Annotated in this window: 11 protein-coding genes; 4 read left to right on the top strand and 7 right to left on the bottom strand. The window is 54.8% G+C overall.

Annotated elements, in window-relative coordinates:
- Positions 1 to 45: 45 nt before the first annotated feature.
- The 3 genes from obgE to rplU all read right to left on the bottom strand — a co-directional run bounded on the left by obgE (position 46) and on the right by rplU (position 1,917).
- Complete coding sequence (gene obgE, locus AC1931_RS10170; RefSeq protein WP_483877150.1) at positions 46 to 1,077, bottom strand: GTPase ObgE; 1,032 nt, start codon at positions 1,075 to 1,077, stop codon at positions 46 to 48.
- Positions 1,078 to 1,339: 262 nt separating this feature from the next.
- On the bottom strand, positions 1,340 to 1,594 hold the full coding sequence (gene rpmA / locus AC1931_RS10165) for a 50S ribosomal protein L27 (protein WP_483877149.1): 255 nt from the start codon (positions 1,592 to 1,594) through the stop codon (positions 1,340 to 1,342).
- A 14-nt stretch (positions 1,595 to 1,608) separates the two neighbouring features.
- Entirely contained in the window at positions 1,609 to 1,917 is a 309-nt protein-coding gene (gene rplU, locus AC1931_RS10160) for a 50S ribosomal protein L21 (RefSeq protein WP_191156623.1), read from the bottom strand.
- Between the two features lie 571 nt (positions 1,918 to 2,488).
- Here rplU and AC1931_RS10155 point away from each other — a divergent pair.
- Positions 2,489 to 4,234, top strand: coding sequence for an SLC13 family permease (locus AC1931_RS10155; RefSeq protein ID WP_483877148.1), 1,746 nt, complete (start codon positions 2,489 to 2,491; stop codon positions 4,232 to 4,234).
- Between the two features lie 138 nt (positions 4,235 to 4,372).
- Positions 4,373 to 5,713: a M99 family carboxypeptidase catalytic domain-containing protein gene (locus AC1931_RS10150; protein ID WP_483877147.1), complete on the top strand. Its 1,341-nt coding sequence runs from the start codon at positions 4,373 to 4,375 to the stop codon at positions 5,711 to 5,713.
- A gap of 19 nt (positions 5,714 to 5,732) precedes the next feature.
- On the opposite strand, the gene AC1931_RS10145 is transcribed toward AC1931_RS10150, so the two are convergent.
- From AC1931_RS10145 to AC1931_RS10130, 4 genes are all read right to left on the bottom strand, one after another.
- On the bottom strand, positions 5,733 to 6,677 hold the full coding sequence (locus AC1931_RS10145; RefSeq protein WP_483877146.1) for a transposase: 945 nt from the start codon (positions 6,675 to 6,677) through the stop codon (positions 5,733 to 5,735).
- A gap of 156 nt (positions 6,678 to 6,833) precedes the next feature.
- Positions 6,834 to 8,339, bottom strand: coding sequence for an Rne/Rng family ribonuclease (locus tag AC1931_RS10140; protein WP_483877145.1), 1,506 nt, complete (start codon positions 8,337 to 8,339; stop codon positions 6,834 to 6,836).
- A gap of 51 nt (positions 8,340 to 8,390) precedes the next feature.
- Positions 8,391 to 10,904, bottom strand: a complete 2,514-nt coding sequence (locus tag AC1931_RS10135) for a TIGR03960 family B12-binding radical SAM protein (protein ID WP_483877144.1) — start codon at positions 10,902 to 10,904, stop codon at positions 8,391 to 8,393.
- Between the two features lie 96 nt (positions 10,905 to 11,000).
- Entirely contained in the window at positions 11,001 to 11,306 is a 306-nt protein-coding gene (locus tag AC1931_RS10130) for a J domain-containing protein (RefSeq protein ID WP_483877143.1), read from the bottom strand.
- Positions 11,307 to 11,675: 369 nt separating this feature from the next.
- On the opposite strand from AC1931_RS10130, the gene radA reads away from it, so the two are divergent.
- Both radA and moaC read left to right on the top strand, forming a co-directional pair.
- Complete coding sequence (gene radA, locus AC1931_RS10125; protein ID WP_483877142.1) at positions 11,676 to 13,031, top strand: DNA repair protein RadA; 1,356 nt, start codon at positions 11,676 to 11,678, stop codon at positions 13,029 to 13,031.
- 163 nt (positions 13,032 to 13,194) lie between these two features.
- The gene (gene moaC, locus AC1931_RS10120; protein ID WP_483877141.1) at positions 13,195 to 13,680 is read left to right on the top strand and encodes a cyclic pyranopterin monophosphate synthase MoaC; all 486 of its coding nucleotides are present in this window, start codon (positions 13,195 to 13,197) and stop codon (positions 13,678 to 13,680) included.
- The last annotated feature ends 1 nt before the right edge of the window (position 13,681 follow it).

Genomic DNA, 13,681 nt, shown 5'->3' with positions numbered 1-13,681 from the left:
GGATTCCGTCTCCTGGATTCTGGATTCCTGGATGATGAAACAGAATCACTCATTATCCCTTTCCGTGTCACCGGAGCGGAGCCGCTCCAGGTCGCGGCCAAGGGTATGAACCAGGTCCTTGATCCCTTCACCGGTCACTGCCGAAATTGCCAGCACCGGATGTCCCAGCGCTTCAAAATGCTGACGGTATTCTTCAATCCGCTCACGCACCTCGGGCACATCAATCTTGGTCAGCACCACCAGCTGAGGCTTCAGCGCCAGGGATTCATCATGCTGGCGTAACTCGTTATTGATCATCTGGAAATTATCAATAGCATCCCCGCTCTGCATACAGGACAGATCAACCAGATGCAGAAACAGGTCGGTACGCTCAACGTGGCGCAAAAAACGGGTACCCAGTCCCTGCCCCTGACTGGCGCCGGCGATCAGGCCGGGAATATCGGCCACCACCAGGGTCTTGTAACCACCATAGCGTACAACCCCCAGATTGGGAATCAGAGTAGTAAAAGGATAATCAGCAATCTTGGGACGGGCCGCAGAAATAGCTGCGATCAAGGTTGACTTGCCGGCATTGGGAAGACCGACCAGACCAACATCGGCAAGGAGTTTCAATTCCAGCCGCAAGCTCTTTTCTTCGCCGGCGATGCCGGGCTGGGCATGACGCGGCGCCCGATTGGTGCTGGTGGCAAAACGGGCATTACCACGCCCTCCCTGCCCGCCCTGGAGCAGCAGGAATTCGGTATTCTCATGGGTCAAATCCGCCAGGACGTCGCCGCTGACGTCATCATAGACCAGGGTTCCCGGCGGCACCCGCAGTTCCAGCCGCTCAGCGCTCTTGCCGTGCATGTTCTTTCCCATCCCCGGCGCGCCATTCTGCGCCCGGTAATGGCGCATATAGCGATAATCAAGCAGGGTCGAAAGGCCACCATCGACAACAAACACCACGTCGCCACCGCGGCCGCCGTCGCCGCCATCCGGTCCGCCTCTGGGAATAAACTTCTCGCGCCGGAACGACACACAACCGCGACCGCCATCACCGGCCTTGACATCAATTTTTACCTGATCAACAAACTTCATATCGCTTCAACCTGCACCTGAAATACCTGTGCTCAAACTGAAAAACCCGGCAACTGACAGGCAGTACCGGGTTCTTCAGAACCAATCAATGACGGCGTCGCAAAAACTCGCCAGCTGCGGCGTGCTGCAATCATTTCACTGCTTCGACGTACATCAGCACGCCTCATTGTTCAATAATTGCGCGCCTGGTATCTGGCGCTTTTTGCTTAGCCATCAGAACTTGATGCTTTTTGTGAACGCATCAATTAAGCACGAAAAAGGATCAGGCCGCGTAGACGCTGATCTGTTTCCGGCCCTTGGCTTTTGTTTCAAACGTCACCACCCCGTCAACCAGAGCAAACAGGGTATAGTCTTTGCCACAACCGACATTGTTGCCGGCATGGAATGTGGTACCACGCTGACGCACCAGGATTGAACCGGCACTTACCTGCTGGCCGCCGAAGCGCTTTACTCCAAGTCTTTTACCTGCACTGTCCCGGCCGTTTCTCGAACTACCGGCAGCTTTCTTATGAGCCATCTGGAATCGCCTCCTTAAGCTTCAATTGCCGCGACTTTAAGCCGGGTAATGGGTTGACGGTGGCCGTATTTCTTACGATTACCTCCACGTCGCTTGGATTTAAAGACCAGAATCTTCTTGTCTTTTTCCTGGGCAACGATCTGTGCCTTAACCTTGGCACCTGGTACGAGAGGTGTTCCGAGTTTAACCTCTGCGCCACCGACCATGAGGACTTGATCGAGCTCGATGGTATCACCCACCGCGCCATCGATCATTTCGACCTTGAACAGGTCGCCTTCGGAAACTTTGTACTGTTTTCCTCCGGTCTTGATCACCGCATACATTGTTGACATTCTCCTCTTGAAAAGTCTTCAAACCGCAAACGCAGGAATTGCGCCGCAACGCCGGACTATAACCACACCCCCGGACCATGTCAAGAAATTTACAGTCAAAAACTTCCTCTGGTACGGTACGTTATGAGTCACAAAAAATTTGTTCTCGGGCACCACCACCGTAAACCACAAAAAAAATTCAATAACACGTTCTGCCGACATCCTTGTCGCCCGGCCTTCGGTTCCCGTACTGAACAGAGACGAAGTTTATTTTCCAACTCATGTTTTAAATTTCTACCTGTTCACCCGGCGCAACGCCTCATGGCTGAATTTAGCCATATATTGCGCTAAACCACCCCGGCACACCTGCGATCACAAGCGCCTAACAGTGTTATTCAGTCACAGGAACGACCCTGCCCTCAATTTTTTAAACTGATTAAAATCAGCCGGTTAGTCCCTAATTCAATCTAATCTATCGTTCTACTGGCGACATTGGCGCTGCTTTTGCTATGCGTGGTTGGCTTTTAAAATTGTTACTGTGAGCCTTTCGCACCCTATACCCTGCCACAAAGGAGTTTAATCGATGATAGCTACTGTTTGGGATCGCCTCTGGCAAATGCATGATGAAACCAAATCCCTGTTTGTTTTCAGTCCAAAAGCGATGGCCAAGCGCTTGACCAAGGAACACCTGCTGTTCAGCAAAAACCAACAGGAACGCGATGTTGATCTGGCTGATGAAATGGAAGAGGCACCGGCCGAGCATGCCTCAAGGCTTAAATCGGGACCCGGGGGCATCGAAGAAGGGGAACCCCGTGAGTACAGTCGTCGCCAGATGATCGGTCTCTGGCTGGGACCATTGCTGTTTGCGCTGATGCTGATGATTCCGACCCCGGCCGGCATGGAACCTGCCGCCCAGAAAATGGCCGCAATCGCTCTACTGATGGCAACCTGGTGGATGTGTGAATCATTGCCGATACCCGCCACCAGTCTGCTGCCGATTGCCTTGTTTCCGCTGATGGGGATCATGTCGACCGGCAAAGCCACCGCCCCCTACGCCAATCACCTCATCTACCTGTTCATGGGTGGTTTTATCATCGCCCTGGCGATGCAGCGCTGGAACCTGCATCGACGGATTGCCATGAACATCGTCAAGGTGGTCGGTTTTTCGCCATCACGGTTGATCTTCGGATTCATGATCGCCACCGCAGCACTCTCGGCCTTTGTTTCCAATACCGCCACCACCGTCATGATGATGCCGATCGGTCTGGCGATCATTGCACATGTTATCGACGAGGGCAAAAAAGAGGGGCTCGACAAAACCATCGATTTCTCCCAGGGCAACTTCAACTTCGGTCTCAACCTGATGCTCGGAATTGCCTATGCTGCTTCTATCGGCGGGGTCGCGACCCTGATCGGAACCCCCCCGAATACCGTTCTGGCCGGTTATCTGAATAAAACCTACGGCTATGAAATTACCTTTGCGAGATGGATGAGCTTTGGCGTACCCCTGGTTGTCGTTATGCTGCCGCTGTGCTGGTTGTGGCTGACCCGGGTTGCCAACCCGATGAAACTGAAGAAAGTTCCCGGCGGGCGCGATCTGATCACGAACGAACTGCGCAAAATGGGCAGCATGAATGCCGGGGAACGCTGGACGGCGCTGGTTTTTGCTTTGACTGCGCTGTGTTGGATTTTTCGTAAGCAGATTGATTTTTTGTTTGCTGACCCGAAACTGGTTACCGATGCTGCCATCGCCATGACCGGCGCCCTGGTGCTGTTTCTGATCCCCATCAATTTAAAGAAAAACATCTTTGTCATGGACTGGCACTGGGCGAGCAAAATGCCCTGGGGGGTTCTGGTACTCTTTGGTGGCGGCCTTGCGCTGGCGGAAGGCTTCAAGGACACCAAACTGGCGGAATGGATCGGTCAACAGGTAACCCTGCTGGAAAATGCTCCGGTTCTGGTGCTGGTTATTGCGGTTACCGCGCTGATCATCTTTCTCACTGAGCTTACTTCCAACACCGCGACTGCGGCCATGGTCATGCCGATCCTTGCCGCCATTGCTGTTGGACTGGGACAGAACCCGATGCTGTTGTTGATCCCGGCAGCGGTTGCCGCAAGTTGCGCATTTATGCTACCGGTTGCGACCCCACCCAACGCCATTGTGTTCGGTTCCGGCTATGTCACTATTCCCCAGATGGCAAAAAGCGGTTTTGGTTTGAATATTGTCAGCATTATCGTTACCGTGGCGTTCACCTATTTGCTCGCCATTCCGATGTTTGACATTATCATCAATACCATTCCGGCCTGGGTGCCGACAGTAACACCTTAACACCAGGGCGCAACGAACAACCCGGAGAGGTCGATCTACTGGCTGATCTCTCCGGGTGATAAAATTAGTCTTTACATAGACCCTGTCTCTTCTCTAGGATGGACCTTCATTCCCCGCTTACTTACGAAGGAATCGTCCATGCGCCCATCAAGGCCCTCCGCCGCCGCCAGCATACGCCACCTGCTGGGGTCCCTCATGTTCATCTTTATCTGCACGGCGACAGCGTCGGCAGATTTTTCCTTTGTGCGCAACTCAGGGGTCGCACCCGGACCAACCCTGCTGATCACTGCCGGGATCGATGGTGATGAACCCGGCGGCATCCATGCCGCTGCGACCCTGATCACCCGCTATCAGATCAGATCCGGGCAAGTATGGGTTGTCCCCAATCTTCATCCCGAAGCCATCCTTCTGCGTGAGCGCGGCGAGATGAATCTGAAGTTTGCCCGGATTGAACGCAGCGATCCCCTCTATGACAGCATCGCCAGAATCAAGAACCTGGTGTTGGATCAGCAGGTCGATTTACTCGTCAACCTCCATGACGGCAGCGGCTTCTACCACCCCGAGCGCGTCAGCCGACTACGCAACCCCGGCAGCTGGGGACAGTCTGTGGTCATCGATCAGCAGACTCTGGCAGGTACCCGTTTCGGCAACCTGCAACAGTTTGCAGCAACCATTGTCACTGCCATCACTCCGCAACTGTTGAATACCAACGATTATTTTCAAATCAAGAATATGCGTACTGCCAGTCTCGATCAGGATGCACCAACCCACAAATCACTCAGCTGGTTTGCCCTGCGTCACGGCAAACCTGCTATCTCCATTGAAGCAAGTAAAACTCACCCGGTAAATATCCGCACCTATTATCATCTGTTGGCCCTCGAAGCCCTGATGAACCAGCTCGGCATCACATTCAGCCGGGATTTTGAGCTCACTCCCCAGGCCGTTGCCCGGGTTATCCGCGAAGACGCCCAGATGACGCTGGCACAGGGACGCATCCACCTTGATCTGAACCGGATGCACCGCAATCTCTATGATTTTCCTCTGCCTGCCAATCCTCAAACCAGCATCAGCGCTGCCAATCCCCTCATTTCCCTGCAGCCGGAAGGGAACGGCTACCGCATCCACTACGGCAACAACCGTCTTGCTCTGCTCCACCCTCGCCCGGTCCAGATTGCCGCCGATCTCACAACGGTACCCATGATCATCGACGGCAATTACCTGGAGGTCATCCCCGGCACCATCCTGCCGGTTCATTCCCACGTCCAGATCGAACCCCTGCCCGATTACCAGTTCACCCTCGCCGGGCATAAGGATAACTGGCCGAATCTGGCGACCCGCCTTGAAGGGGACAAGGTCTCGGTTGATCGCAGTGGCCGGTTATTGCGGCTCGAAATATATCGTGACAATATGTTCAACGGCATGATCCTGCTCGATTTCAGAGAAGCAGGCAAGGAACTGATTGAGGAGGAAGAAAGCTGAACAAAAGGCACTGTGCCGGCTAAGGCTTCAGGGCTTTTTTATGCAGTTTTTGATAACGTTCGAGCAGATTTGTATCTTTTTTTGCGGCCAGTTGCAAACGCCGGATCGCCGAACTTAATGAGGAAACATCGCGTCCCAACCGCTCTCCCAGTGCGGTCAGGGTCATACAGGCCGTCTCCAGACACAGCCAGCCTAAAAAGGCCCGTGCCTGTGCGCAGTGACGGTTCTTACCGGCCGCCCCGAGCTCTATTTCCGTCAGGTTAAAATCCCTCAGCACCAGTGCCAGCAACCGTTCCGGATCAACCTTCGGCGGAGAAACCTGACGTGCCAGCTTGAGGGCACCGCGGGCATAATCCTTGTTTCCCAGCACCCGTGGATCATAGTCCCCACCGCGATAAAAATTCAGCGCTGCCGGTTCGACCAGACCTTCATTGACATAGGCATGAAAACGCATCAGCGCACGGATGCCGGTCTCTTCAAAGTAGGCAAACACCAGCGTCTGGGTCAACCACAACACCTTTTCCCGGCCGCAATAGGCACGATGGCTGCTCCACGGATAATGCATCGGATCACTATCAACCGCGCCGGCAACCGACGCCAGATGCAGATCACGCACCAATGGCAGCAGATACTGCTCCGGATCAACCAGAATCGCCTTGTATCGCCCCTGAAACAGGTGCCCCTGCTGCTGATGGCGATCATTGAACCAGCGGGTGTAGCGAAAACCCAGCTGTTGCATAATCCGCGTCAGGGGTACTTCATCCACCTCAACAACCAGGCGGATTTCGGTCGGCAACAGCACGTAAGCGTGAACCAGGTGGCCGAACTTTTCTACCCCTTCCTGTAACAACAGCAGCAGCCGGGTATAATCAGCAGCCTCGGTACAGACCTTCTGAGCACCATTAGCGCGCAGGCTCACATGGTAGATAGCTCCGGGGAAGTGCAGTCGCGGTTTACGTGCCATCGTCAGCCCTGTCGTCGAAAAGGGAAATGTCTCGTTTAAATCAAAGCCGGTGTACAAATAGCGGAGTTATGCGGTGGTGTAGGGGCGCGTTTTCCGCGCCCAGGGCAGGGTGACCCTGCCCCTACGTTTCAATATTTAATCGCCACAACAATGGCATCAGCCCAGTTGAATCTCATACTGTTCAATATGAAACTCGGGATGAGGATTGATCTGGACCGAGCGGGTGAAGCGCTTTTCAAGTACATCGATACCGCTGCGTTCCTCATCCACCAGCAGGCCGGCGATGCGCGGATGAGCAAGCAGGGTCACCGGGCCGGCCGGCAGATCGGCAAGTTCGCGATGCAATTCCCGCAGAATTTCATAGATGATGGTCAGCTTACCCTTGACATATCCCTTCCCCTCACAATAGGGGCAGGGCTCACAGAGGGTCCGCCCGATACTCTCGCGCACCCGTTTACGGGTCATCTCTACCAGCCCCAATTCCGAAATCTTCAGGATATTGGTTTTGTTTTTATCCCCCTTAAGCGCCTCTTCAAGGGCTGCGTGCACTTTCTCGCGGTGGGCCTCTTTTTCCATATCGATAAAATCGATAATGATCAGGCCGCCAATGTTGCGCAGGCGCAGCTGAAAAGCGATCTCTTTTAAGGCCTCGAGATTGGTTTTAAGGATCGTATCTTCAAGATTATGCTTGCCGACATAGCGGCCGGTATTGACATCAATGGCGGTTAACGCTTCAGTTTGTTCGATGATAATCGAGCCGCCACTTTTCAGCCAGACCTTGCGGCCCAAGGCACGTGAGATCTCAACCTCCAGTCCGTAGGCATCAAAAATCGGTTCTTCTGCTTCGTACAGGTCAACACGATAGTTAATGCGCGGCATGAAAGTCCGCAGAAAACGAAGAATCTTGTTGTACTCATCGAGGTCATCAACAACGATGCGCTGCACCTCTTCAGTGAGGATATCACGCAACACCTTGCTGGTAACATCCAGATCCGAGTGGATCAGTTCCGGCGCGCTGATACTGTCGACACCGCGACTGATATTCTTCCACAAACCGACAAGGAATTCCATGTCCTGGCGCAGGTCATCAGCACTTTTGCCTTCCGACACGGTCCGGACAATAAAGCCGGTGCCCGGTTCACGCATCTCTTCAACAACCTTGCGCAGGCGTTCTCGCTCGGTTTCGCACTCAATCCGCCGCGAAATACCGATATGATCCACCGTCGGCATATAGACCAGATGTCGCCCCGGCAAGGAGACATGGGAGGTAATGCGGGCGCCCTTGGTGCCGATCGGCTCTTTCGACACCTGAACCAGCAGTTCCTGCCCCTCTTTCAGCAGATCCTCGATGGGCGGCAGCGGCGAGGAAGTTTCCCCTTCATTCTGTCCGGCAACCACCTCATCTCCGTCAATGTGACGTTCGACTTCCTCAATTTCATCAAACACATCGGCGACATACAAAAATGCCGCCTTCTCCAGCCCGATATCAACAAAGGCCGCCTGCATCCCCGGCAAAACCCGGATCACACGCCCTTTGTAGATATTTCCCACAATCCCCCGCTCCCGCTCCCGCTCGATATAGAGTTCGGCAATATGCCCCCCTTCCAGCAATGCGACCCGGGTTTCGTGGGAGGTGGTATTAATTACCAGCTCCTTGGTCATACTCTCTCCTGATTTGAAGTGTTCTATATTCTGAATTCTGAATTACGTATTTTAATCCTTCAGTTGATTGCCCGTTTTCATCACTCCCAGGCGGCGTACCTGTTCCACCTCGAGGTCAAGCAACCAGCCAGCGACCAGCAATGGCCCACCTTTGGTCAACTCAATCTCAAGCCCCTTTTCCGTCAGGGACATGGCAACCAGTGACTCCCGCACATCCACCGTATGGGGTTCCCCTTTTTTGATGCGCGTCACCCGTTGGTGTGGCGCGGCCAGCAGGGAGCTGAGACGTTCTTCAAGATTTTCCGGTGGCTGCTCCGGCAACGGCACCAGATAACGGCTGGAAGCCACCGCCGCCGAGGGTGACGGCGACTTCCAGGGGATAACGTCACCATCAATTATTTTGAACCCTTCGGGAAGTTGAACATTAAGGTCTTCAACGACCTTGTCAACAGGGACGGGATAGAGAAGTTCCAGATCAATCAGTTCCGCCTGACTGGCAACGCCAAGGGGCAGTGCTTCCAGGTAAGAAACCTTCGGCGTCGGGTGAAATCCTTGCGAAAAACGTACAGGCAATCGGGCCCGCCGCAGCGCTCGTTGAAACATTTTAAGATATTCCAGATGCCCGATCATGCGCGCCCGCCCCAGCTTGCTCAAGGTCAAACGAACCCGGGTAAACTGCTCCGGGGCCTCCTGGGGTGCGGCAACCTCCGCGGTTATATCGGCGGACTCAGCGACCGTTTCATGCACAAAACGCATGCGCAGTTGCTCAAAGTCACAGACCCCGCAGCCGTGGCACTCACCATCACGGCAATCAAGGGTTGGCGCACCTGCCAGTGCTTTATGGCGTTCGGCACGGAAAAATTCCTTAGGCAAACCACAGTCGATATGATCCCAGGGAAGAACTTCATCCTCGTCACGCCGACGCAGATACCATTCCGGTTCCAGCTCACAGGTGGCAAAAGCCTGCTGCCAACGGACAAAGTCAAAATGCTCGCGCCAGCCGTCAAACCGGCAGCCCAGATCCGTCGCTGCCTCAATTACCCTGCCCAGGCGCCGGTCACCACGGGCAAACACACCTTCGAGAAAAGACAACTCCGCTTCATGATATTTAAAGCGCAATTTTTTCTGCCGCAGTCCATCGCGCAGCAACGACTGGCGCCGCCGGGTCTCATCAAGGCCGGTCTGCGCCTCCCACTGAAACGGGGTATGGGGCTTGGGGACGAAGGTTGACACTGCTACATTGACATCGTTGCCGCCGGTGCCTTTGCCGCTTTTTTTAACTGCCGCAGCCAGAGCGATAATCGCTTCGAGGTCGGCATCGGTTTCCGTCGGCAGCCCCTGCATAAAATAGAGCTTGATCAACCGCCAGCCGGCCTGATAAGCCTGGGCTGTCGCTGTCAGCAGGTCCTCCTCACGGATGCCTTTATTGATGACCTGACGTAAGCGCTCACTCCCAGCCTCGGGAGCCAGGGTAAAGCCGGTTTTGCGCACTTTTTTAATCTCGTCCATGAGCTCCGGGGTCAGGGTGCCGACACGCAAACTGGGCAAGGAGACTGCCACCTGGTCCCCGGCATGCTCGCGCATCAGGCGCTGCAGCAAGGGCTCGATACAACTGTAATCACCGGTGGACAGGGACAGCAGGGAGATCTCTTCAAAGCCTGAATGCTCCAGCGATTCATTGATCAGCCGGCGGATGGTTTCCGGCTCACGCTCGCGCACCGGTCGATAGATATAGCCGGCCTGGCAGAAACGGCAGCCACGGGTGCAGCCACGAGCAATCTCCACTGCCACGCGGTTGTGCACCGTCTGCAGAAAAGGAACGATGGGATTGGTCGGAAACACCGCCCTATCAAGGTCAGCAAGAAAACGGCGCCGCACCCGTGGCGGGAACTCATCACTGATCGGAGCGATCGAGCCAACCTGCCCGTCTTTTAAGTAGTCAACCTGATAAAAGGCCGGCACATAAAACCCTTCAAGACGAGCCAACTCACTCAGAAGGCGCGTTTTTGACCAGCCGCAGTGCTGACGTTTGCGCACCAGCTCGACCAGCTCAACAACGGCTTCTTCTCCATCACCAATCAGGGCCACATCGAAAAAATCGGCCAGCGGTTCCGGATTAAAAGCACAGGGCCCGCCCACGACCACCAGCGGGGCGTCCTCGCCACGCTGCTCGTGGCGGCGCGGCACACCGGCCAGATCGAGCATGGTCAGCAGGTTGGTATAACTGAGCTCGTACTGCAGGGTAAAACCGATGATGTCAAACTGCGCCAGTGGCCGCTGTGACTCCAATGAGCAGAGGGGTTGATCGTGCTCACGCAGCCAGGCTTCCATGTCGGTCCAGGGGGAAAACACCCGCTCGGCGGCAACCCCCTCAAGCTGGTTAAGAATGGTATAAAGAATCGGAAAACCGATATGGCTCATGCCGACATCATAAACATCAGGAAATGCCAGCGCCATGCGCACCTGGACCTGCTCGTCGGGTTTGCACAAGCTTCCCAGCTCCCCACCAGTATAGCGGGAGGGGCGACTGACTTCAGTCAGCGCGGCTGTTTGATCACTCTTCACATCATCCACCTAAAGGAAAAAATTAACTTCCGGCAAAGCTGATCAAGTTACCACACAACGACCTCTTTGCCACAAGCTTTTTGCGTGACCTGATACTCATTTCCCCTGCCACAGACTCTCACCATAAAACTGCTCGCGCAACCGCTCTTCGGGATAGCGCTCATAAAACGCCTGACGCGAAAAATCAAACGGATACTGGCTGACATAGTCGTTGAGAATCGCGTAGGCCGCGTTAATCCGAACTATCCGCTCCGGGTCATCACCCTGGCCACAGTCAGGATGATAACGGCGGACCAGCTCGCGATGCCGTTCGCGAATCCGGCTCAGAGTGACGCGTTGCGGCAGACTAAACTCCTCCAGCGCTGCCAGCAGATCGGCGTAACTGATTCCTTTTTCCAACATCTCACCCCCTGAGCTAGTTGGTATCCGGGACTAAAAAAAACCTGTTGATGCACTTGGCTTCAGCAAAGGAAATAAATTGTTTCACCACCCGTTCGCTTCGCTCGCTTGAAACACAGGGGGAGCTAAGAACGCATGGATTTTTATTAATTTCTCAGTGTCTCTGTGCCTCAGTGGTAGATGTTTTATGAGCCCGAATCATAGTTCATGTAAAGTGCTTAACCATAAACTAACATTATAGGTTCACTCCTCCCAGTAAAGAAAGAGCCACATAAACAAGCAAATGAGATCAGCAGCCTTCAATTGACACATTCAGGTCATTAAGAATAGGATGGCGACTCATTTTAGCAGGTATCCGTCCAGGGAGTTATTGTGGCACGCGCGAAAACTGTTTACAGCTGTCAGCACTGCGGCTACCAGAGTCCCAAATGGCACGGGCGCTGTCCCGACTGCCAACAATGGAACAGTCTGGTCGAAGAACAGTCGCTGCCGGTTGCCGCTCACAGCCGTGCCCTGGCTGAACCGGGGCGCCCAGTCCAACTGGCTATCGTCGATTGTCGTTCCGAAGACCGGTTGCGCACCGGCCTCGCTGAGCTAGATCGAACCCTGGGTGGCGGCGTTGTTCCCGGCTCCCTGATCCTGGTAGGTGGTGATCCCGGTATCGGCAAATCGACCCTGCTGTTGCAGGCATTTGCTCATCTCGCCACCAGCGGCATCGCCCTGTACGTTACCGCTGAAGAGTCGGTGCGCCAGGTCAAAATGCGCGCTGACCGCCTCGATATCGCTACTGAGAATCTTTACCTGCTGGCCGAAACCTCACTGGAGCAGATCAAGCAACGCATCGTTGAACTCAAACCGGCCTTTCTGGTCATCGATTCGATTCAGACCATCTTTACCAGCAACCTCGATTCCGCTCCCGGGAGTGTCAGTCAGGTACGGGAATGCTCCGGCCAGCTGATGATTCAGGCCAAGAGCCTGGGGCTACCGACATTTATCGTCGGTCACGTCACCAAAGATGGCGCCATCGCCGGGCCACGGGTACTGGAGCATATCGTCGATACCGTCCTCTATTTTGAGGGTGATCCCGGCTATCCTTACCGCATCCTGCGCACGGTAAAAAACCGCTTCGGATCGACCAATGAAATCGGTGTTTTTGAGATGCGCGGCCAGGGGCTGCGCGAGGTCACCAATCCGTCCGAACTGTTTCTCGCCGAACGTCCTGATAAAAGCGCGGGCAGTGTTGTTGTTCCCGCCCTGGAAGGCAGCCGACCGATTCTGGTCGAGTTGCAGGCGCTGGTCTCTGCCAGCTCGTTCGGCACCCCCCAGCGCACCGCCATCGGCATCGACCACAAACGCATTGCCCTGCTCATTGCCATCCTCGAAAAGAAAGTCGAGCTGTCTCTGGCCGGACAGGATATTTTTCTCAATGTCGCCGGAGGCGTGCGTCTGGATGAGCCGGCCATTGATCTGGCCGCTATCGCGGTACTGGCTTCCAGTCATCTCAACCGCATCATTAACCCCAAACTGGTGATTTTTGGTGAAGTCGGTTTGACCGGCGAGGTGCGGGCCGTAACCCAGCCGGAGTTGCGCGTCAAGGAAGCCGCGCGTCTGGGTTTTTGCGAATGTGTCCTGCCACGCAAAAGTATCAAGAACCTCGAGGTACCCGAGGGCATCAGACTGACCGGCATCGACCAGGTCAGCGAGGCCCTCGACATCATTTTTATTTGACGTTGAGTAGGTTCGCTCCCTTGTTCAGGGTCGGGGTTCCCGCGACCGGGGTGTCTTTCGCCAGGGATGGCGACCGTCAAGCGGCCAAGGATGGCGCTAAGTGTCCCTGGGCATGGGAATGTCGGCCCTGTGCGCAACGAGCACAAATTGAGGAGTCAACAACATGAGCGATCAACTGACCCATTTTGATCATGACGGCAAGGCTATCATGGTTGACATCAGCGCCAAGCCGGCCACCCACCGCCTGGCTGTTGCCGGGGCAGAGGTGCGGATGAAGCCACAAACTCTGCAGCGGATTCTCGACCAGTCAATTCAAAAAGGGGACGTTTTTGCTGTCGCGCGCCTGGCCGGCATTATGGCGGCCAAGCAGACCGCGAACCTCATCCCCCTGTGTCACCCCCTGGCCCTGACCTCGGTCGAGGTCAATTTCACTACCGATCCTGCAGCCGGCATTGTCACCATTAGAGCCAGCGCCGGCGTCAGTGGCCAGACCGGGGTTGAAATGGAAGCCCTTACCGCAGCCTCGATCGCCGGCTTGACCATCTACGATATGTGTAAAGCAATTGACAAGGAGATGGTAATCGGGCAGATTCACTTGTTAAAAAAAACCGGCGGCAAAAGTGGCACCTTTGAGCGCACTACTGTTTGAT

This window comes from Pelovirga sp. C15f (assembly GCF_057178085.1).
Note: the sequence above shows the minus strand (reverse complement) of the source record. Positions and strands in the feature narration are given on the sequence as shown.